General features: G+C 73.2%; 16 protein-coding genes. 4 read left to right on the top strand and 12 right to left on the bottom strand.

Annotation, left to right across the window (positions count from 1 at the left end; genetic code table 11):
* Nucleotides 1-139: 139 nt before the first annotated feature.
* Complete coding sequence (locus AB0J76_RS15070) at nucleotides 140-676, bottom strand: CGNR zinc finger domain-containing protein (protein ID WP_352326793.1); 537 nt, start codon at nucleotides 674-676, stop codon at nucleotides 140-142.
* Nucleotides 677-701: 25 nt separating this feature from the next.
* Between AB0J76_RS15070 and AB0J76_RS15065 the strand changes: the two genes are divergently transcribed.
* Both AB0J76_RS15065 and AB0J76_RS15060 read left to right on the top strand, forming a co-directional pair.
* A complete protein-coding gene (locus AB0J76_RS15065) occupies nucleotides 702-884 on the top strand; it encodes a hypothetical protein (protein ID WP_352326792.1) in 183 nt (60 codons plus the stop codon).
* A gap of 50 nt (nucleotides 885-934) precedes the next feature.
* Nucleotides 935-2,716 carry a long-chain fatty acid--CoA ligase gene (locus AB0J76_RS15060; protein WP_352326791.1) on the top strand — a complete coding sequence of 594 codons (1,782 nt, stop codon included), beginning with the start codon at nucleotides 935-937 and terminating at the stop codon, nucleotides 2,714-2,716.
* 85 nt (nucleotides 2,717-2,801) lie between these two features.
* Here the strand turns inward: AB0J76_RS15060 and AB0J76_RS15055 are convergent, their stop codons facing one another.
* Complete coding sequence (locus AB0J76_RS15055) at nucleotides 2,802-3,692, bottom strand: NAD(P)-binding domain-containing protein (RefSeq protein WP_352326790.1); 891 nt, start codon at nucleotides 3,690-3,692, stop codon at nucleotides 2,802-2,804.
* Nucleotides 3,693-3,778: 86 nt separating this feature from the next.
* Between AB0J76_RS15055 and AB0J76_RS15050 the strand changes: the two genes are divergently transcribed.
* Nucleotides 3,779-4,180, top strand: a complete 402-nt coding sequence (locus tag AB0J76_RS15050) for a MerR family transcriptional regulator (protein WP_352326789.1) — start codon at nucleotides 3,779-3,781, stop codon at nucleotides 4,178-4,180.
* Nucleotides 4,181-4,198: 18 nt separating this feature from the next.
* Here the strand turns inward: AB0J76_RS15050 and AB0J76_RS15045 are convergent, their stop codons facing one another.
* From AB0J76_RS15045 to meaB, 5 genes are all read right to left on the bottom strand, one after another.
* Nucleotides 4,199-5,266 (bottom strand): glycoside hydrolase family 19 protein, encoded by a 1,068-nt coding sequence (locus AB0J76_RS15045; protein ID WP_352326788.1) that lies wholly within the window; start codon nucleotides 5,264-5,266, stop codon nucleotides 4,199-4,201.
* Nucleotides 5,267-5,371: 105 nt separating this feature from the next.
* Nucleotides 5,372-6,472, bottom strand: coding sequence for an acyltransferase (locus AB0J76_RS15040; protein WP_352326787.1), 1,101 nt, complete (start codon nucleotides 6,470-6,472; stop codon nucleotides 5,372-5,374).
* Nucleotides 6,460-7,080 carry a TetR/AcrR family transcriptional regulator gene (locus AB0J76_RS15035; protein WP_352326786.1) on the bottom strand — a complete coding sequence of 207 codons (621 nt, stop codon included), beginning with the start codon at nucleotides 7,078-7,080 and terminating at the stop codon, nucleotides 6,460-6,462. Before AB0J76_RS15035 ends, AB0J76_RS15040 begins: the two co-directional genes overlap by 13 nt.
* A gap of 138 nt (nucleotides 7,081-7,218) precedes the next feature.
* Nucleotides 7,219-9,306, bottom strand: coding sequence for a CehA/McbA family metallohydrolase (locus AB0J76_RS15030; RefSeq protein WP_352326785.1), 2,088 nt, complete (start codon nucleotides 9,304-9,306; stop codon nucleotides 7,219-7,221).
* A gap of 147 nt (nucleotides 9,307-9,453) precedes the next feature.
* On the bottom strand, nucleotides 9,454-10,422 hold the full coding sequence (meaB, locus tag AB0J76_RS15025; protein ID WP_352326784.1) for a methylmalonyl Co-A mutase-associated GTPase MeaB: 969 nt from the start codon (nucleotides 10,420-10,422) through the stop codon (nucleotides 9,454-9,456).
* A 101-nt stretch (nucleotides 10,423-10,523) separates the two neighbouring features.
* On the opposite strand from meaB, the gene AB0J76_RS15020 reads away from it, so the two are divergent.
* Nucleotides 10,524-12,140: a serine/threonine-protein kinase gene (locus tag AB0J76_RS15020; protein WP_352326783.1), complete on the top strand. Its 1,617-nt coding sequence runs from the start codon at nucleotides 10,524-10,526 to the stop codon at nucleotides 12,138-12,140.
* Nucleotides 12,141-12,230: 90 nt separating this feature from the next.
* On the opposite strand, the gene scpA is transcribed toward AB0J76_RS15020, so the two are convergent.
* The 5 genes from scpA to AB0J76_RS14995 all read right to left on the bottom strand — a co-directional run bounded on the left by scpA (nucleotide 12,231) and on the right by AB0J76_RS14995 (nucleotide 19,837).
* The gene (scpA, locus tag AB0J76_RS15015) at nucleotides 12,231-14,375 is read right to left on the bottom strand and encodes a methylmalonyl-CoA mutase (RefSeq protein ID WP_364389661.1); all 2,145 of its coding nucleotides are present in this window, start codon (nucleotides 14,373-14,375) and stop codon (nucleotides 12,231-12,233) included.
* Nucleotides 14,372-16,087 (bottom strand): methylmalonyl-CoA mutase family protein, encoded by a 1,716-nt coding sequence (locus AB0J76_RS15010; protein WP_352328325.1) that lies wholly within the window; start codon nucleotides 16,085-16,087, stop codon nucleotides 14,372-14,374. The genes scpA and AB0J76_RS15010 overlap by 4 nt, the downstream gene beginning before the upstream one ends.
* 45 nt (nucleotides 16,088-16,132) lie before the next feature.
* On the bottom strand, nucleotides 16,133-16,912 hold the full coding sequence (locus AB0J76_RS15005; RefSeq protein WP_352328326.1) for an N-acetylmuramoyl-L-alanine amidase: 780 nt from the start codon (nucleotides 16,910-16,912) through the stop codon (nucleotides 16,133-16,135).
* A gap of 78 nt (nucleotides 16,913-16,990) precedes the next feature.
* Nucleotides 16,991-17,929, bottom strand: a complete 939-nt coding sequence (mtnA, locus tag AB0J76_RS15000; protein WP_352328327.1) for an S-methyl-5-thioribose-1-phosphate isomerase — start codon at nucleotides 17,927-17,929, stop codon at nucleotides 16,991-16,993.
* 42 nt (nucleotides 17,930-17,971) lie between these two features.
* Nucleotides 17,972-19,837, bottom strand: coding sequence for a potassium transporter TrkA (locus AB0J76_RS14995; protein WP_352328328.1), 1,866 nt, complete (start codon nucleotides 19,835-19,837; stop codon nucleotides 17,972-17,974).
* Between the last annotated feature and the right edge of the window lie 25 nt (nucleotides 19,838-19,862).

Below are 19,862 nucleotides of genomic sequence, written 5' to 3'. Positions count from 1 at the left end.
GGAAGAACCGGGGCGAAGAGGTCGCCGAGGTCGAGGTGCGCACGCGACAGAGCCCGTGACCGGGCGGTAGGCGCGGTGCCCGCGGCCTCAGATCCTCACGTCAACTGCCCCCAGGGGTCGGCGATACGACCCGGACACATTACCCGAAAGACGACCGACGGGCAACGTCCCGGGCTCGATGGGCGGCCACGTTGACCCGGTTCGCGCAGGTCAGCGAGCAGAACCGGCGCCGCCCGTTACGCGAGGTGTCCACATAGACGGTCTCGCACCCCGTCCGGTCGCACCGCCCGAGCCGCCGTCCGTCGGAGAAGCACACGGCCATGGCCAGCCCGCCCGCGGTGGTGTCCTTGGCCCTGGAGACGATGTCGGCCTCGGCGGAGAAGAAGTGCAGGTGCGGTTCGAGGCCGTCGTGGGTGCTGATGTGCGGCCTGGACGCGGTGATCTCCAGCAGCTCGTTGATCAGCCGCACCTGCACGTCGAGGTCGGGCTCCCCGAAGACGGGGGCCAGCCGGCGCGCCCAGGCCGCCAGCTCCGCCGCCTGGGCCGGCGTGACGTCCGTGCGCCGCATGGCGTTGGCCGTGAGCGTCTCCCGCACCGCGGCCGGGCTGAAGTCCCTCGCGTTGACGAGGGCCGCGGCGAGTTCGGCGCCGTTGCCGCCGTAAGTGTTGAAATGCACAAGGTCATTACATCAGGTTGGAGTCATGCATCCCGGAGAGCCGCACGACCCCTTCGCCCTGACCCTCGTCTCCTCCCACCGCACCTCCGAGGGCGTGGTCTCCTACCTGCGCTGCGCGTGCGGCGCGTGGGAGGTGCGCACGTCCAGGACGGTCGCGTGCGCCGGACCGCCCCCGGCCGGCGGCAGGTCGATCACGGCCATCGACTGATCCGGCGCACTCGTCCTAGAGTCGGCGGCACACCCCTCAGGAGGTCAGGCATGTCCAGCATTCCCTCCCTGCTGCGCGACCGGATCGCGGCCACCCCCGACGCCGAGGCGTACCGGGTGCCGTCGGGCGAGGCGTGGACCTCCCTGTCGTGGAGCGAGGTCGGCCGGCGCGTCCGCGGACTGGCGCTGGGGCTGTCCGGGCTCGGCGCGGGACCCGGCAGGCGCGTGTCGATCCTCTGCTCGACCAGGCTCGAATGGATCCTCGCCGACCTGGCCGTGCTCTCCACGGGCGCGGCCACCACCACCATCTACCCGTCGAACACGGCCGCCGAGTGCGCCTTCGTCATCACCGACTCCGGCAGCACGATCGTCATCGCCGAGGACGACGAGCAGGTGGCCAAGCTCAGGTCCGTGCAGAAGGAGCTGCCCGACGTCACGTGCGTGGTGGTCGTCGACGGCTCGGCGAGCGACGACGGCTGGGTGGTCACCCTCGACTCGCTCAGCCACGGCGAGAGCGACGCGCCGGACGACGCGCCGGACGAGTACGACGCCATGGTGGACGCCATCGCCCAGGACGACCTGGCCACGCTCATCTACACCTCCGGCACCACCGGACGTCCCAAGGGCGTCGAGCTCACCCACGACAACTGGCTGTTCGCGGCGGGCTCGGTCCGCGAGATCGGCCTGCTGTCCCCCGACGACCTGCACTTCCTGTGGCTGCCGCTGTCCCACTCGTTCGGCAAGCTGCTGGAGGTCGTGATGATCGACATCGGCGTGCCGACCGCGATCGACGGCCGCCTCGACCGCATCGCCGACAACCTGGGGGCGCTGCGCCCCACCGTGATGGCCGCCGCGCCGCGCATCTTCGAGAAGATCCACAACACCGTCGTCGCCACCGTGCGCCGCGAGGGCGGGGTCAAGCTGCGCATCTTCGAGTGGGCGCGGGAGACCGGCCTGCGGGTCAGCAGGGCGCGGCAGCGCGAGGCGGCCGTCCCGCTCACCACCCGGGTCGAGCACGCGCTGGCCGACCGGCTGGTCTTCGCCAAGCTGCGGGCGCGCTTCGGCGGCCGGATCCGCTTCTTCATCTCCGGGGCCGCGCCGCTGTCGCGGGACGTGGCCGAGTTCTTCGACGGCGCCGGCCTGACGATCCTGGAGGGGTACGGCCTGACCGAGTCGTCGGCGGGCAGCTTCCTCAACCGTCCCGAGTCGGTGCGGTTCGGCACGGTCGGCCCGCCGCTGCCGGGCACCGAGGTCCGCATCGCCGGCGACGGCGAGATCCTCATCGGCGGGCGCGGCGTCATGCGCGGCTACCACGGCCTGCCCGAGGAGACGGCCGAGGCGCTGGCGGACGGCTGGCTGCACACCGGCGACATCGGCGAGCTGGACCAGGCCGGCCGGCTGCTGATCACCGACCGCAAGAAGGAGCTGATCAAGACCTCGGGCGGCAAGTACGTCGCCCCGACCTACCTGGAGGGCCGGATCAAGGCCGCCTGCCCGTTCGCCTCGCACGTGTTCGTGCACGGCGACCGCCGCAACTACGTGACGGCGCTGATCACCCTCGACATGGACGTCGTGCGCCCGTGGGCCGAGGCCGAGTCGCTGCCGGCCGACCCCGAGGCGCTGTGCGGGCACCCGCGCATGCGCGAGGAGGTCGACAAGGCGATCCGGCAGGTCAACGCCGACCAGGCCAGTTACGCCACGGTCAAGAAGTTCGCGATCCTGGCCGGCGACTTCACCGTGGAGACCGGCGAGCTGACGCCCAGCCTGAAGATCAGGCGCAAGGCCGTCGAGGAACGCCACGCCGACGTCCTCGACGGCTTCTACGCCGACTGACGGCGGCGACCGACGACGCCGGCCGACGGCGGGGGCGCAAGGATCCGCCGCCGGTCGGCGGGCCTGGCGCGCGGGCCCGCCGTCGTCAGTCCCGGCCGGAGGGCTTGCGGAACTGCTCGATCAGCGCCGTGTAGCCCTCGCCGCCGTGGCCCGCCGCGACGGCCCGGCCGGCCAGCTCCCTGATGAAGCGCGGCAGCGTGGCGTCGACGCCGTGCGACTCGCTCTCGTGCACGAGGTGGTCCATGGCCGCCACGTGCGTGTCGAGGGTCGAGTCGGTGGCCGGGTGCGCGCCCTCGTCGATCTGCCGCGCGTAGTCGGCCAGCCAGCCGGCCACGGTCTCGACGCCGTTCCGCGCGACCGGGGCGAACGCCGCGGCCTCCACCCCGGCGGCCCCGAGCAGCGCGGCGCCCTGGAGGAAGCCGTTGAGGATGTTCCACATCAGGCTCAGCACCCCGACGTCGTAGAGCGCCGACAGGCCGTGGTCCGCGCCGAGGTACGTCGTCGCGCCGCCGAGGCTGCGCAGGGCCGGTTCGTGCAGGTCGAAGGCCGATCGCGGGCCGCTGTAGAGCAGGGCGGCCGCAGGGGTGCCGATGGCGGCGGGGGTGGTCATGATCGCGCCGTCGAGGTAGGCGCCGCCGTGCCGGGCCACCCGCGCGGCGGTGTCGCGGGCCTCGGCGGAGGTGCCGGAGGTGAGGTTGACCAGCACCCGGCCGTCCAGGGCGGCGCCCAGCGGGTCGAGCACCTCGCGCACGGCGTCGTACCCGGTCAGGCAGACGACCACGAGCGGCGCGGCGGCCACGGCCTCCAGCGCCGACCCGGCCGGGACGGCGCCCTGCCCGGCCAGCCGCTCGGCCTTGGCCGCCGTGCGGTTCCAGACGGTCGTCGGCCGGCCGTCCCGCAGGAACGCCCCGGCCAGCGCCTCCCCCATCAGCCCCAGGCCCAGGACGGTCACGGGGGTACGGCTTTCCTTCGTCATCACAGTCGCTCTCCCAAAGAGGTGATTCAGCAGCTATGGGAGAATCGTCAACGTTCAGACCGGTATGAAGGTCAAGGGGGACGGCCGTGCTGATCGGTGACCTGAGCCGGCGGACCGGGGTCCGCCCGCACCAGCTGCGCTACTACGAGGCCCAGGGCCTGCTGGAGCCCAGCCGCCGCGCCAGCGGCTACCGCGAGTACGACGACGGGGCCGTGCTGACGGTGGCCCAGATCAGGAAGCTGCTCGACGCCGGGCTGTCGACCGACGAGATCGCGTACCTGCTGCCCTGCGTCACGGGCCCCGACCCCGATCTGGTGCCCTGCCCGGAGCTGCTGGACACGCTGCGCGCCCGGCTGCGCGGCCTCGACGAGCAGATCGACACGCTCACCCGCTCCCGGCACGCCCTGCGCGGCTACCTGGAGACCACCGAGCGGCGCGCGCCGGCCGATCAGGCCGGCCGGGCCCCCACGGGAGCGCGGCCGGCCTGACCGGGCGCCGGGAGGCGGTCAGCAGGACAGGTTGCCGCCGGGGGCGACGCCGAGGATCTGGGTGAACCGCTGGTAGGCGTTGACCCGGCTCTGCACCTGGCCCGGGTTGCCGCCGTTGCACTCCAGGCTGCCGTTGATGCTGCGGATGGTCTCGCCGAAGCCGCGGCTGTTGACCATGGCGTCGTGCGGGGTCATGGTGCCGGGGCCGTTCTGGGTCATCCAGTACCACAGCGCGGTCTTCCAGGCCACGGACGCGTTCCGTTCCACCTGCCAGGGGTCGTTCAGCAGGTTGATGCCGAGGGCGTCGCCGGCGGCCTTGTAGTTGAAGTTCCAGCTCAGCTGGATGGGCCCGCGGCCGTAGTAGGCGGCCTGCCCGGCCGGGCAGCCGTAGGGCTGGGTCGCGTCGCAGTAGTGCGGGTAGTTCGCGGTGTTCTGCTCGACGATGTAGACCAGCCCGCCGGTCTCGTGGCTGACGTTGGCCAGGAAGGCGGCGGCCTCCTGCTTCCTGACGGTGGCCGAGCCGGTCCCGGCGAAGGCGGGGAAGGCGGCGATCGCCGTGGTCAGGCCGCTGTAGCTGTAGAAGGAGTTGCGGCCGGGGAACATCTGGTCGAACTGCGCCTGACTCACCACGAAGCCTCCTGGGTCCGGCGGGTCGGTGGGCGTGCCGCCGCCGTCGCACGCGTACGGGTCCCAGTACCAGGTGCTGATCACGGGGTCGTAGCCGGGGTTGTCGTGGACGGCGACGTAGTAGTTGCCGTCGGTGTACCGCACGATGCTGCCGGTGGCGTAGTACCGGCCGGCCACCCAGTTCGGGTGGTCGCCGCAGCCGGGCGTCGGGGTCCCGCCGCCGCCGCAGGCGCCCTGGTCGGCCCAGACGGCGGCGGTGCCGGGGGTCTCGTTCTGCGTCCACCACCTGGCCGACCAGTTGTGCCCGCCGCGGGACACCACCGCGCCGCCGTTGTAGGCCGTCGTGGCGTTCCACGGCGTCGCGCACGTGGCCGCCCCGGCCGGCGGGGCCGGCACGACGGCCGACAGGACGCCCGCCACCAGCAGCGCGGCGGCGAACAGCGTCAGGATCCGGCGCACCCCGATCACTTCCCTTCACGGAATCTCTTAAGAAAGTTTCCTAAGAGTTAGCGCGATGGTGGCACGCGGCCGAAGGCCCGGCAAGGCCCAAAGTCAAGCCCGCGGTCAAAGGACGCGCCTGGCCCCCGGCAACGACCTGACCGCGTACGCCAGCCCCCAGCACAACGGCAGCGACACCGCCAGCACGAGGGCGAACTTGACGACCGCCGCCGCGTGCAGCCCCCGCACCGCCCAGGCCACGGCGACCAGCACCAGCGGATGGATGACGTAGACCGCGTAGGCGTTGGCGGACAGGAACCCGCCGCGCGGCCCCTGCCGGGCGAACCGCTCCCTGAACAGCACCACCAGCCCGACGATCATGCCGACGGCGAACACGGACTCCCACAGCGCGTTGACCGCGACCGCGACCAGGCCCGTGGTCAGCGCCGCGAGCGGCAGCAACAACACGGTCGCCACGCCCGCGACGACGAACCCGGCCCGCCCGGCCCGCCTGGGCAGCGCCTCGAACCAGCCGCGCCGGAAGGCGACCACGCCGGCCGCGAACATCGCCGCGTACTGCGGCAGGAAGTAGGGCGTGGGCAGCCCGAGCACCGGCACGTACGTGCCCTGGGGCACCGGGATCCGCCACAGGAGCGTGGCCGCCGCCAGCCCGAGGGTGAACAGCACGACCCCCTTGAGACTCGGTGCCCCGGCCTGCTGCGTCCCGGCCTCCTGCGTCCCGTCCCGAGGGCCGCCGGACCGGCCCGCACGCCGCCACCACGCGTAGAGCAGGGTGAAGACGATCAGCACCTCGACGAACCACATCGGCCCCGGGTCCCACGAGACGATGTACCACTTCCAGAACGGCATGCCGTGCTCGCCGATCGTGAGCAGCGGCCGCAGCAGCAGGAGGAAGACCAGCAGCGGCACCCCGAGCCTGACCAGCCGGTCGCGGACGAACGCGCGCCCGCCCTTGCGGTCGTGGGAGCCGGGAGTGAAGAAGCCGGAGATGAGGAAGAAGAACCCCATGAAGAACGCCTGGTTGAGGACCACCAGGATGTCCAGCGCCACCCCGGAGGGGTCGGCGGCCGGCTCGGTGTAGTACCACAGCGGGATGTTGCCGTAGGTGACGGCGACGTGATGGGCGACGACCAGCACGGTCAGCAGCACGCGCAGGTTGTCGACGGCTAAAAGCCTGGCGCCGGTCTCGGTCTTCATCGTCTGCATGCCCTCTCGAACAGGTCGGCCAGCTCCGCGGCGTGCGCGTCGAGGTCGTGGTCGGGGTTCGCCACCCAGTAGGCGAACATGTCGTCGATGGCGGAGAAGTGGGTGATGGCCATGACGCGGCGGTCGAAGTCGCGGAACTCGCCGGTGGACTGGCCGTAGGCGTAGATCTGCTCCATCGCCTGGTAGAGCTCGTCGTTGGCGTTGACGCCGTAGCGCGGCTCGCCGTCGGCGGTGCGCAGGTTGTAGAAGATCTCGCCGAGGGCCTTGAGCCGGGTGCGGTGCTCGCGCATGTGCTCGGCGACGGCGAGGATGTGCGTGCGCACCATCGCGGTGGGGCCTTCGACGCCCTCGATCCGCGCCATGACGTGGGCGGCGATCTCGCCGTAGACGCTGTTGACCACCTCCTCCATCAGCTCTTCCTTGCCGGCGAAGTGGTAGGAGATGACGCCCTTGCTGATGCCCGCGTGCTGGGCGATGCGCGCCAGCGACGCCTGACCGAACCCGACCTCGGCGATCACCTCCACGGCCGAGGCGATGATCTGCGCCCGCCTGGCCTCCTCGATGAACGAGCGCGCCTTCTGGCCACCCGACTGATTTTCTGACCGCATGGCCAAAATCTAGCACAGGCGGCCAGAGTCGTAAGAGGGCTTGGATCGTACGGAGGTCAGGGACCGTGAGAGGGCAAGGGGCGTGGGAGGAGCAAGGGACGCGGGGAGGAGCCAGGGGCCGCCGGAGGTCGGGAACCGTCAGGACAGGCGGCCGCGGTAGACCTCTCTGGCCTGGTCCAGCAGGGCGACGTGGTCGGCGAGCTGGCTGGGGGTGGTCAGGCGGGCGTGCGTCCTGATCAGCTCCTCCAGCAGGTCCAGCCACTCCAGGCACCAGCGCACGTCCTCGCGCCTGGCCACCCGGCGGCCGGCCAGGTCCACGTGGACGGGGCTGGTCAGGGCGTAGCCGGTGCCGGTCATGGTGCGCGGGTGCGGGTCGCACACGACCTCGGCCAGCACGTACGTCGGCTCGTCCACGCGCAGGTCGGCCGTCACGGTCAGCCGCTCCTCGCCGCCGGGGCGCCGCTCGCCGGCCGGGAGCCGTTCCGCGCCCGCGCGCACGCCCTCGGCCGTACGGACGCGCACGGCGGCCACCTCCGGGCCGATCGCGGTGGCGGTGACGCGGACGTGGTCGCCGGGACGGGCGTCGATGACGTGGCCGGGGCCGTGCCCGTCCACCGTCAGCTCCAGCCAGGGGCCGGTGGTGGCGAACGTGCGGCCCGCCCGTACCGCGTCGGCGAACGCGCGGGCGGTCAGCTCGCCCTCCACCCGGGCGTAGACGCGGGCCCAGCCGGGCGGGCTGGACTGGTTGTCCGCCCGCGTGAAGGAGATCATCGAGTCGGTCCCCGCCGTGACGGCGAGCCGGTTGCCGGCGCCGATCAGCCGCCGGTAGACGGCGGCCGTGGACGGGATCGAGGCGTGGGTGAGCACGTCGAGGCTGTCCACCAGGCCGAGCGCGGCGTCGGCGACCAGCTCGCGGGCGGCGCAGTTGCGCGGCGCCGGGGAGACGACGGCCCTGGGCGGGTCGCCGTCGGCCAGCGGCGTGGCGAAGGGGTGGCTGTAGCCGAGGACCGCGCCGAGGCCGCGCAGCTCGCGCAGCCCCTCGGCGTTCGGCGGCCAGTCGGCGTCGCCGGCGAACCCGGTGTGGAACCGGCCCGGCGCGCGTTCGGGGGCGAAGGCGTAGACGTGGCCGAGCAGGTCGTTGCGGTACTCGACGCCCATGCGGGCCAGGTGGGTGGCGTCGGACCAGGGCAGGTCCTCCCCCGCCCAGTGGTCGAGGGCCTCCCGGTCGTAGACGCGCGGCCCGGAGACGTTCCCGGCGAGCAGATTGAGCACGTGCAGGTCCTCGCCGAGCTGGGCGGCGGCCGCGTCGGCGGGCAGGCCCACCAGGTCGCCGGCCCAGTTGAGGTGGACGTGCAGGTCACCGCCGTACCAGCCGCGGGCGGCGGCGTCGTAGAGGCGTTCCGGGGTGAGCCGGACCACGCGTTCCTCGCCCGGGGCCAGGGTGACGTCCAGGGCGGACTCGGCGTACTCCATGCCCCTGGTGACGGTGATCGTCAGCGGTCCGGCCGGGACGTCGAGGGTGCGGCCGTCACCGTGGAAGTAGGGCCTGCCGTGGTAGTCGTGGCGGGCCGGGACGCCGGGCGGGTACCAGCCGCGGCCGTCCCGGGAGGCGACGCTCCACCGGCACGGCTGCCCCGCCACCAGGGTGAGCCGGGCGGCGGGGACCGGGCGCAGCAGGGCGTCGAGCCGGACGCGCTGCCCGTCGGCCACGATCACGCTGCCCGCCTCGGCCTCGACCAGCCAGGCGCCGCGGGGGGCCAGCTCGCGGCGGGCGTCGTCCACGCTGACCGGGCAGGGGGTGTCGCGGGAGGAGTCGACGAGCAGGAAGATCTTCTCCGCGCCGCGCCCGGAGGGCGGCTCTCCGGGGGCCAGGACGGTGACCGGCGCTCCCCGCAGCTCGATCCCGTCCGGGCCGACGCGCAGCGCGGCCAGGTGCTGCGGCAGCTCGCCGGCCAGGGTGTCGCGCAGCACCCGGTCGTAGTCGGGCTCGGCGAGGTGGGCGGCCAGCCGGTCGATCGGCTGCCCCGGGTGCAGCCGCGCGGCCTCCTCGAAGGCCAGCCGCCAGAACGTGCCGAACAACGAGGGCGGCAGCACCCTGCGCCGGGCGAAGAACTTCACGTAGTGGATCTCCGGCTCGCCCCACGTGATGCCGTGCCCGGCCAGCAGGCGGCCGTACTCCTCCAGGGCCGCCGCCACCGTTCCGGGCAGCATCGGTTCCGCACCCATCTACGCTTCTCCCCACGTCGGTTGCGCGACATCGTGACATGTCCCGCTCAAGCCGTCGGATCGGAGATGACGCTGCGGATACGGATATTTCTCCCCCGGGCGCAAGTCTGTTCCTCCGGGGAGTGGAGAGCCCCCGGCCGCCGGACGTCAGGGCCGTTTGAACACCGACAGCAGGCGGTCGGCGGCGAGTGCCGGGGTCAGCTCCCCCGCCAGCACCTCCCGCTCGACCTCCGCCGTGATCGCCGCCACCTCGGGGTCATGACGCAGCTCGGCGAGCAGGCGGTCACGGACCAGCGTCCAGGTCCACTGGACCTGCTGGCGGCGGCGCTTGGCGGCCAGGTCCAGCGAGCCCTGATGGGCCAGGATGCGCCGCCACAACTCCTCCAGGCCGTCCCCGGTGAGCCCGCTGCAGGTCAGGACGGGCGGCGGCCCGGCGTCCGAACGCAGCATGCGCAGCGCTCCGGCCAGTTCCCTGGCCGCCTTCCTGGCCGCGAGCTCGTACTCGCCGTCGGCCTTGTTGACCGCGATCACGTCGGCCAGCTCCAGCACGCCCTTCTTGATCCCCTGGAGCTGGTCGCCGGTTCGGGCCAGGGTGAGCAGCAGGAACGTGTCCACCATGTCGGCCACGGCGGTCTCCGACTGCCCGACCCCGACGGTCTCGACCAGCACCACGTCGAACCCGGCGGCCTCCACCACGACCATGGCCTCCCTGGTCGCCTTCGTGACGCCGCCGAGCGTGCCGGAGGTCGGCGACGGGCGGATGAACGCCGCCGGATCGGTCGACAACCGTGCCATCCGGGTCTTGTCGCCGAGGATGCTGCCGCCCGTCCTCGTCGAGGAGGGGTCGACGGCCAGCACGGCCACCTGGTGCCCCTGGCCGGTGAGGTACGTGCCGAGCGCGTCGATGAACGTGGACTTGCCCACGCCGGGCACGCCGGAGACGCCGACCCGGCGGGCCCGGCCGGACAGCGGGGTGAGCTCGACGAGCAGCCGCTGGGCCAGCGCCATGTGGTCCGGTCTGGTCGACTCGACCAGGGTGATCGCGCGGGCGATCCACGTACGGGAGCCTGCCCGTACGCCTTGGGCGTAGTCCTCCAGCGAGCGCACCCGGTTCACCTCTTTCTTCTCGTTGATCAGCCTAACTTCTGACAAGTCCGGTTATTTGCCAGTAAGGTGCTGGAGTTCTGATCACAGCCGTCACAGGAGTCACTCCCCTCATGCCCAACGTCGAACCCCTCCGCGAGGGCGACCCGGCGGCGGTGGGACCCTACCGGCTGGCCGGGCGGCTCGGCGCGGGCGGCCACGGTGTCGTCTACCTCGCACGCGGGCGCGACGGCGGTCCGGTGGCCGTCAAGGTGCTCGCCGAGGGCGTCACCGCCGGTGAGCCGTTCGCCAGGGAGCTCGCCGCCGCGCGTGCCGTGGAGCCGTCCTGCGTCGCGCGGGTGCTGGACGCCTCGGTCAGGGGCCGGCCGTACGTCGTGACCGAGTACGTGGACGGGCCCTCCCTCCAGGAGGCCGGCCCCCTGCGCGGCGCGGACGAGCTGCGGCGGCTGGCGGTGACGACCGCGACGGCGCTGGCCGAGGCGCACCGGGCGGGCGTCGCGCACCGCGACTTCAAGCCGTCCAACGTGCTGCTCGGGCCGGACGGTCCGCGGGTGACCGACCTCGGCGTCTCGGCGGCGTTCGGGACGGGGGTGAGCCCGACCGGCGCCATCACGGGCACGCCCGCGTACATGGCGCCCGAGCAGCTCTCGGGACAGCAGGCGGGCGCGCCCGCGGACGTGTTCGCGTGGGCGTCGGTGATCGTGTTCGCGGCGACGGGGATGCCGCCGTTCGGCGAGGACTCGCTGCCGGCGGTGATCAACCGCATCCTGCACGACGAACCCCGCACCGGCGACCTGCCGCAACCGCTGCTCGGCGTGGTCCTCGCCTGCCTGACCAAGGACCCCGCCCGCCGCCCGCCCATGGCCGACGTCCTCCGCCACCTGCTCACCACCCCCGCCCCCGGCCCGCCCCCCTCGGCAACCGCGCCCCACCCAACCCCCTCCGGGACATCGGCCCGCCCGGCGCCTGCCGCGGCGGCGGCCCGTTCGGCCCCCTCGGGGGCGTCGGAGGCCGCGTCCGGGACGACCGGGCTGCGCCTGGTGGCGGGCACGCCGCCCTTTCCCCAAGGGGGGCCGCCCGGACCGCAGACCCCGGCCCCGGCCCCGGCCCCCACCCCGGCCATGGCAGCGCAGGCCGCCAAGCCGGGGGCAGCGCCCAAGGTGCGGGTGCGGCGGCGGGTGAAGACGGCGGTGGTGGCCGGGGTCTCCGGGGTGTCCGTGCTGGTGTTGTCGGGCGCGATCGTGTGGCTCACCCCTTCGACGCCCACGCCCAAGGCCACCCACGTGGCCGACGTGACCACCGCCCCCACCCTCGCTCCCACCCCCGGCACCGCGACCTCCCCCACGCGACGTCCCCGGCACACCCGCACCCCGGTCCCCGGCCCGCAGGACGAGAGCACCTCCGGCACGACCCCGTCCCCCGACCGCCTCACCCTGGCCCCCCTGCGCCCGTCCGGCGGCACCAGGAACGGCGACTGCTGGGACGGCGCGGTACGGCTCCAGGCGGCGGTGACCAGGACCGGCGCCCCGGTCACCCTCCGCTACACCTGGATCGTCGACGGCACGGTCACCGCCCGCGCCTCGGCCACCGTCACCGAGGACGCCCCCCGGCACCTGACCTCGCCGACCGCGCTGACGGACGCCGGCCCCCACAGCGTCACGCTCCAGATCACCGCGCCCGTCGCCCGCCGGCGCACCGTCGCCGTCACCGTCTGCGACGACGCCCTCTGACCCGGCCGAGCCGCCCGGCGGGTCACAGGCGGCCGGCGACCTTCCCGGCGAGCCGCCCGGCGGGTCACGGGCGGCCGGTGACCCGCCGGGCTACGGGCGGCCGGTGAGCGTCCGGAGCAGGTCGAGGGCGGCGTCGGCGATCACCGTGCCCGGCGGGAAGATGGCGGCGGCGCCGGCGGCGCGCAGCTCGTCGTGGTCGCCCGGCGGGATGACGCCGCCCACCACGATCATGATGTCCGCGGCGTCGAGGTCGGCCAGGGCGCGCCGCAGCGCGGGCACCAGCGTGAGATGCCCCGCCGCCAGCGACGAGACGCCCACGATGTGCACGTCGGCCTCGACCGCCTGCCTGGCCACCTCTTCCGGCGTCTGGAACAGCGGGCCGACGTCGACGTCGAAGCCCAGGTCGGCGAAGGCGGTGGCGATCACCTTCTGGCCCCGGTCGTGGCCGTCCTGGCCCATTTTGGCGACCAGGATGCGCGGGCGGCGGCCCTCGTCCCGCTCGAAGTCGGCGCAGGCCTCGCGGACGCGCTCGATGGCCTCGGCCGGCCCTGACTCGTCGCGGTACACACCGGAGATGGTACGCACCTGCTCGGCGTGCCGGCCGAACACCCGCTCCAGGGCGTCGGAGATCTCGCCGACGGTGGCCTTGGCGCGGGCGGCGTCCACGGAGAGCTTGAGCAGGTTGGCGTCGAGGCCCGGCGCGGGGTTCTCGGCGGCCTTGGTGAGCGCGTCGAGGGCGCGCTGCACGGCCTCGCCGTCGCGTTCGGCCCTGAGGCGGGCCAGCTTGTCGAGCTGCTGGGCGCGTACGGCGCTGTTGTCGACCTTGAGCACCTCGATGGGCTCGTCGTCGGCGGCGCGGTACTTGTTGACCCCGATGACCGGCTGGCGGCCGGAGTCGATGCGGGCCTGGGTACGGGCCGCGGCCTCCTCGATGCGCAGCTTGGGCAGGCCCGCCTCGATGGCCCTGGCCATGCCGCCGGCCGCCTCGACCTCCTCGATGTGGGCCCAGGCGCGCTCGGCGAGGTCGTGGGTGAGCCGCTCGACGTAGTAGGAGCCGCCCCAGGGGTCGATGACCTGGGTGGTGCCCGACTCCTGCTGCAGGAGGAGCTGGGTGTTGCGGGCGATGCGGGCCGAGAAGTCGGTGGGCAGCGCGAGCGCCTCGTCGAGGGCGTTGGTGTGCAGCGACTGGGTGTGGCCCTGGGTGGCGGCCATGGCCTCGACGCAGGTGCGGGCGACGTTGTTGAAGACGTCCTGGGCGGTGAGCGACCAGCCGGAGGTCTGGCTGTGCGTGCGCAGGCTCAGCGACTTGGGGTTGGCCGCCCCGAACCGCGACACCAGCTTGGCCCACAGCAGCCGGGCGGCGCGCAGCTTGGCGACCTCCATGAAGAAGTTCATGCCGATGCACCAGAAGAACGACAGCCGGGGGGCGAACCGGTCGACGTCCATGCCGGCGGCGATCCCGGCGCGCAGGTACTCGACGCCGTCGGCGAGGGTGTAGGCGAGTTCGAGGTCGCAGGTCGCCCCGGCTTCCTGGATGTGATACCCAGAAATGCTGATCGAGTTGAACTTCGGCATCTTCTCGCTCGTATAAGCGAAAATATCCGAAATTATGCGCATCGAAGGGGCCGGCGGATAGATGTAGGTGTTGCGGACCATGAACTCCTTGAGGATGTCGTTCTGGATGGTCCCGGCCAGCTCCTCCGGCGCGACGCCCTGCTCCTCGGCCGCCACGATGTACATCGCGAGCACGGGCAGCACCGCGCCGTTCATGGTCATCGACACCGACATGCGGTCGAGCGGGATGCCGTCGAAGAGCTGCCGCATGTCGTAGATGGAGTCGATCGCCACCCCGGCCATGCCGACGTCGCCGGCCACGCGCGGGTGGTCGGAGTCGTAACCCCGGTGCGTGGCCAGGTCGAAGGCGACCGACAGGCCCTTCTGCCCGGCCGCCAGGTTGCGCCGGTAGAAGGCGTTGGAGTCCTCCGCCGTGGAGAAGCCCGCGTACTGGCGGATCGTCCAGGGCTGGTTGACGTACATGGTGGGGTAGGGCCCGCGCAGGTACGGGGCCGCGCCGGGATAGGTGTGCAGGAAGTCGAGCCCGTCGAGGTCGGCGGCCGTGTAGAGCGGCTTGACCCCGATGCCCTCCGGCGTCTCCCACACCTCGCCCCCGGGAACGGCCGCCGCGCCGGAGCCGGCCCCCGGCCCGAGCGGGACGCCCGAGAAGTCGGGGATCATCGCAGCACCTCCAGGTCCTCGAACGTCTGACGGAGCACGGCGAGCGCGTCGCACCCCGCGTAGAGGCAGGCGTCCACGCCCTCGTAGTCTCCCTTCCCCGCCAGCCAGACGCGTCTCGCCCCCGCGTGCCGCAGGGCGGCGGCCACGGCGCGGGCGTGCTGGGCGTAGAGCTTGTCGGTGGAGCACAGGCAGGCGACGGCGGCGCCGCTCACGGCGAAGGCGGTGGCGATCTGCTCGGGGTCGGCGCCCGGCCCGGCGGTCTCGGTGGCCAGGCCGCCGGCGTGGAACAGGTTGGCGGCGAAGGTGGCCCGCGCGGTGTGCGCGGCGACCGGCCCGATGGTGGCCAGGAACACCTTGGGACGCTCGGGCAGGGCGTCGGCCACGTCGCGCAGCGCCTCGAACTCCTGGGCGTAGCGGGCCACCGGCCGCCCGGCGGGGGCGGGTGGCCGGCGCAGCGGCTTCTCGCCGGGATCGGGGAACTCGCTGACGCCGGTGATCGGGAAGCGGCGGTGGGCGATGTCGTCGGCGCGGCGGGCCCGGGTGGCGGCGACGCGCCGCTCGATCAGCTCGCCGGCGGCCGCCACGCCCCCGCCGGCCTCGATCTCCTGGAACCACGCCCAGGCGCTCTCGGCCAGGTCGGCGGTGCGCCGCTCGACGTACCAGGAGCCGCCGGCGGGGTCGGCGACCCGCCCGATCCCCGACTCCTCCAGCAGCAGCGACTGCGTGTTGCGGGCGATGCGCCGGGAGAAGGCGTCGGGCAGGCCGAGCGCGGCGTCGAACGGCTGGACGGTGACCGCCTCCGCCCCGCCGACGCCCGCCGCGAAGCAGGCCAGCGTGGTGCGCAGCATGTTCACCCAGGGGTCGCGGGCGGTCATCATGGCCGTGCTGGTGACGGCGTGCTGGCGCTGGCCGCCGTGCTCGGCGGCGCCGCACACCTCGGCCACCCTGGCCCACAACCGGCGCGCCGCGCGCAGCTTGGCGATGGTGGCGAACTGGTCGGCGGTGGCGGCGTACCGGAAGTCGATCTGGCCTAGCGCTTGCTCAACCGTGAGGCCGGCGCCGGTGAGCGTGCGCAGCTCGGCCACGCCCCGCGCGATCGAGCAGCCCAGCTCCTCGGCGTCGGCGGCGCCCGCGTCGTGGTACGGCGTGGCGTCGACCATGACCGCGCGCAGCCCCGGGACCGCGACGCACCGCCCGGCCAGCTCCGCCCCCTCGACGCCGCTCGCGCCCAGGTTGCCGCTGGGCGTGACGCCCTGCGCGGCGGCCAGGCCGAACAGCGCCTCCGCTGCCTCCCGCGTGTGCTCCCCCGCCTCCAGCACGATCGGGGCCAGGTCGAGGTAGACGTCCTTCAGCACGGCGGGCAGCGCGCCCACCGGGATCGCGCCGTCGCCGACGACCAGCCAGAGCGAGGTGACGCCGTTCTCCAGGTCGGCCAGCACCGCCTCGGGGTCGGCCACGGCGTGCCGCTGCCGGACGTCCCAGCCGGGCCGCGCCCGCGCCCCCCGCGTGAACGGCGGCGCGCCCGGCAGCCCCGGATCGCCCGGCAGGTCACCCGCGTCGTAGAGCGGCGCGACCGGCACGCCGTCGTAGGTCGGGCTGGACAGCTCCTCCTCGGGCGAGCCCGCCTCGACCCCCGACTTGCGCAGGACCTCGACCGCCAGCCCCCGCCAGTCGTCGCGAGTGGTGGGAGGAAAGCCCGCTGCCAGTTCCATGCAACGGATAGTAGGCGCTGCCCGGCCGCCGCAGTAATCCGGGGGTTACCCGTCGGCGAGCGGCGCCTCCCACGCCAGCCTCCACGTGAGCGGGCCCACGATCCCGTCGTCCTCGACGCCCTGCTCGCGCTGGAACGTGCGGCACACGTCGCGCGAGCGGGCGCCGTACGCGCCGTCGACGGTCAGGTCGTGGCCGCGCTTGTGCATCTGCCGCTGCCAGGTGCGCACGTCCTCGCCCTCCATGACCGGCGGGTACTTCAGCAGCCGGCCGGGGAAGGGCGGCGCGCCCTTGGGCGGGGGCGGGGTGGTGCCTCCGCCGGGGCGGGGCGCGCCGCGCCTGATCCAGGCGTACAGGGGGTCGCCGGGGCAGTCGGTGGAGTAGCCGTCGCGGTGGCCCTTGATCTCCTTGCCCGCGCCGCCCCGGTCGCGGACGTACTGGACGGCGTCGAGGACGGCGTCGAGCATCGCGTCGGGCGGCTGGACGAGCCCGGCGTTGCCGACCAGACCGAGCACGGCGTAGTGACCGCTGTTGAGCCCGGGACCGTTGGCCGCCGGCAGATGGTGCAGCCCCCGCCCCTCGAAGACCTTCCGGTGCGGACAGGCGACGAAGCTGTATCCGATGTCCATCCAGCCGTTGCCGTCCATGTGGTACGCCTGGATCGACCGCACGAGGGAGACGCAGCCGGCGTGGTCGGACAGGATGGCGGGTTCGACCCGGCCGCCGGTGTAGTGGACCTTGACGCCCTTGGTCGAGTCAAGCTGGGTGTAGGCGCCGCGGGGCGCGCGTGCCTGCCAGTCGCGGCGTAACACCAGATCGATGTCCACGAGTGCTCTCCGAGAGTAGATATCGGGACGACCGAGCGTAACGCCAGCGAGGTGAGCAGGTCAGGGGATCGCGTTATTTCACGGTCTGATCACCCGCCGTTCGGTCACGATCGCGGTGATCAGATCGTGCGGCGTCACGTCGAACGCGGGGTTCAGCGCCTGTGTGCCCTCGGGCGCCAGGCGTACACCTCCGACGGTGAGGATCTCCTCGGGGTCGCGGTCCTCGATCTCGATGTGGTCGCCGGTCGGGGTGGCGGGGTCGATGGTGGACTCGGGCGCGACCACGATGAACGGCACGCCGGCCCGTTCGGCGCCGAGCGCGAGCGCGTACGAGCCGATCTTGTTGGCGGTGTCGCCGTTGGCGGCGATGCGGTCGGCGCCGATGAGCACCGCGTCCACCTCGCCCTTGGCCAGCAGGTACGGCCCCGCCGAGTCGGCGACCAGCCGGTGCGGCGCGCCCATCCTGGCCAGTTCCCAGGTGGTGAGCCGGGCGCCCTGGAGCAGCGGGCGGGTCTCCAGGGCGAGCACCTCGGCCAGGCGGCCGCGTTCGTGCAGGGTCTGGACGACGCCGAGGGCGGTGCCGCGTTCGACGGCGGCCAGGCCGCCGGTGTTGCACACGGTCATGATCCGCAGCCGGTCGCCCTCCAGCAGGGCGGCGCCGCGCTCGCCCATGGCCAGGCAGGCGGCGATGTCGTCGTCGCGGATCCGCAGCGCCGCCGCCAGCACCGCCTGCCTGCCCTCGTCCAGGTGGGCGGCGGCCTGGTCGACGCCCCAGGCCAGGTTGGCGGCGGTCGGGCGGGCCGCGCGCAGCTCGGCGATCTGGCCGAGGTCGCCGTCGGCGAGCACGACGCCGAGCGCGCCGGCCACGCCGAGCGCGGGGGCGCCGCGCACGGCCAGCCGCCTGATCGCCGCGACGAGCTCGGCCACGGTCTCCACGCGCAGCCGCACGCACCGGCCGGGCAGCAGGGTCTGGTCCACGAGCTCGACGGCGTCGCCGGCCCAGTCGATGGTCCTCACGCCGCACACGGTAGCCCACGGCTCCCGGGCCGGGCCGCGGGGTCAGCGTTCGGCCAGGACGATCACCGAGTCCTGCCGGCCGAGGACGACGGTGTCGCTCTTGGCGGGGTTCAGCACGATGCCGTAGTGCGGCGGGACGTTCCTGGAGACGTTGTCGCGGTAGCCGATCGCGGTCTCGCCCCTGCGCCGGGCCGCCTCGACGATGGTGGCGAAGGTGACCTCGGCGCCGGTCTCGACGTAGGAGGCGGCGGGCCGGGGGTAGATCTCCGAGCCGTGCGAGTCGAACAGGTAGCCGAACACGTCGGCGAGGTGCCGGTTCTCGGCGAGCTGGGCCAGCAGCAGGCCGATGACGGTGTCGCTGATGACGATGTCGTCGGCCTCGGTGACCTCGGCCAGCGCCCGGTTGCCCTCGTCGTGCATCTCGCTGACGATCGAGTAGTGCTCGCCGAGCGTGCTCTGCATGTCGCGGAGCTGGAGCAGGGTCATGAGCGTGCGGGTGTCGGCGTGGTGGGGGTCGAAGCGGTCGTCGGACAGGACGATGACGTGCTGGTAGAGGCCGACGCCGAGGGATTCCAGCGCGTACCGGTCGGTGGTGTCGCAGTCCTTGACGTTGACGGTGAGGGTGCGCAGCCCGGTCAGGCCGGCGCCGGCCTTGGGGTGGTCGGCGGCGATGTCCAGGACCGAGCCCGTGGAGACGTAGCCGTCCAGGTAGCGCACGATCTGCTCGGCGCGGCCGTTCCAGTTGAGCAGGAGGGTGCGTTCGGGCTCGGGCTTCGGGGCGGCGGCGGTGATGACGGCCTGTTCGTCGATCGGGGGCTCGCCGGTGGCGAGCCTGATGTGGGAGTCGTCGTGGGCGATGACGACGATCTGGTCCTTGGCCGTGATGACGGTGTCCATGGGCGGGTTGAGCACGACGCCGGCCGGGCCGCGTAAGCCGATGACGGCGGCGGTCTCGTAGGCGTGCAGGGCCTGGCTGTAGGTGGCGCCGACCAGTTCCTCGTCGGCGCGCAGGTAGATCTCGCCGCCGTCGAAGTTGAGCAGGTCCATGCAGACGACGGACATGCCGGACTGGCGGGAGGACTGCACGATCAGCCGCGAGGCGGTGTCGTCGGAGTCCACGAGGTGCACGTCCGCGCCGCCGGCCAGCCGGGCGGCGGCCAGGTTGCGGGCGGAGGCGAGGGCGGCGACCACGGGCGGGTGGGAGCCGTGCCGCTTGGCCAGGGCGAGCAGGATCTTGATGACGTGCGCGTCGGGGTCCTCGCCCTCGGGTGAGAGCACGACGACGGACCTGGCGGCGGTGAGGTTCATCAGGCCGAGGTCGCGCGGCTCGGTGGGACGTCCGGTGCGGCAGACCAGGCGGGTCCTGCCGAGGTCGCCGACGTGCTCGCGGATGTCCTCCTCCATGGCGAGCTTGTCGCGGTCGGCCAGGACGGCGATGACCGAGTTCTTCTGGCTGGCGTGCGCCTTGACGAGCTCGGTGACGATCGTGAACACCTGGTCGGACCAGCCGAGCACCACGGTGTGGCCGGACTCGACGATGCGCGAGCGGCCCCTGCGCAGGCGGTCCACCTTCTGCTTGAGGCCGTTGGACAGCAGGCCGACGAGCATGCTGACGATGAAGATGCCGCCCAGCGACCCGGCGAACATGACGGTCATGTAGCCGAACGAGCCCTTGTCGCTGGCGACCTTGCTGGGGGTGAGGGCGTGCATGAGGGCGATCCACAACACCTGCCCGGGGCCGCTGACGCCGTCGGGCTCGTGGGGCGCGAGCCAGAGCGTGAGCGCGGCCACCACGAGGATGAGTGCGACCGACACCACCGCGAGCCAGCCGATGAGCGAGGCCGTCCCCCTGGACATGGTGTTGTCGAACCAGTACCGCGCCCGTTCGCGGACCGTGATCCTCGACACTTCCCCGATACCTCCGTGTAAGGAG

The sequence above is a fragment of the Nonomuraea sp. NPDC049624 genome (assembly GCF_040675255.1).
Taxonomy (GTDB): Bacteria; Actinomycetota; Actinomycetes; order Streptosporangiales; family Streptosporangiaceae; genus Nonomuraea.
The sequence above is the reverse complement of the archived record's forward strand: the minus strand, read 5'-3'. Positions and strand labels throughout refer to the sequence as shown.

Bases quoted from the DNA above. Each gene is read 5' to 3' on its own strand.
- AB0J76_RS15030 (WP_352326785.1), bottom strand. From the start codon at position 9,306: ATGGGTGCGGAACCGATGCTGCCCGGAACGGTGGCGGCGGCCCTGGAG.
- AB0J76_RS15010 (WP_352328325.1), bottom strand. From the start codon at position 16,087: ATGGAACTGGCAGCGGGCTTTCCTCCCACCACTCGCGACGACTGGCGG.
- AB0J76_RS15020 (WP_352326783.1), top strand. From the start codon at position 10,524: ATGCCCAACGTCGAACCCCTCCGCGAGGGCGACCCGGCGGCGGTGGGA.
- AB0J76_RS15035 (WP_352326786.1), bottom strand. From the start codon at position 7,080: ATGCGGTCAGAAAATCAGTCGGGTGGCCAGAAGGCGCGCTCGTTCATC.
- AB0J76_RS15055 (WP_352326790.1), bottom strand. From the start codon at position 3,692: ATGACGAAGGAAAGCCGTACCCCCGTGACCGTCCTGGGCCTGGGGCTG.
- AB0J76_RS15040 (WP_352326787.1), bottom strand. From the start codon at position 6,472: ATGCAGACGATGAAGACCGAGACCGGCGCCAGGCTTTTAGCCGTCGAC.
- scpA (WP_364389661.1), bottom strand. From the start codon at position 14,375: ATGATCCCCGACTTCTCGGGCGTCCCGCTCGGGCCGGGGGCCGGCTCC.
- AB0J76_RS15065 (WP_352326792.1), top strand. From the start codon at position 702: ATGCATCCCGGAGAGCCGCACGACCCCTTCGCCCTGACCCTCGTCTCC.
- AB0J76_RS15060 (WP_352326791.1), top strand. From the start codon at position 935: ATGTCCAGCATTCCCTCCCTGCTGCGCGACCGGATCGCGGCCACCCCC.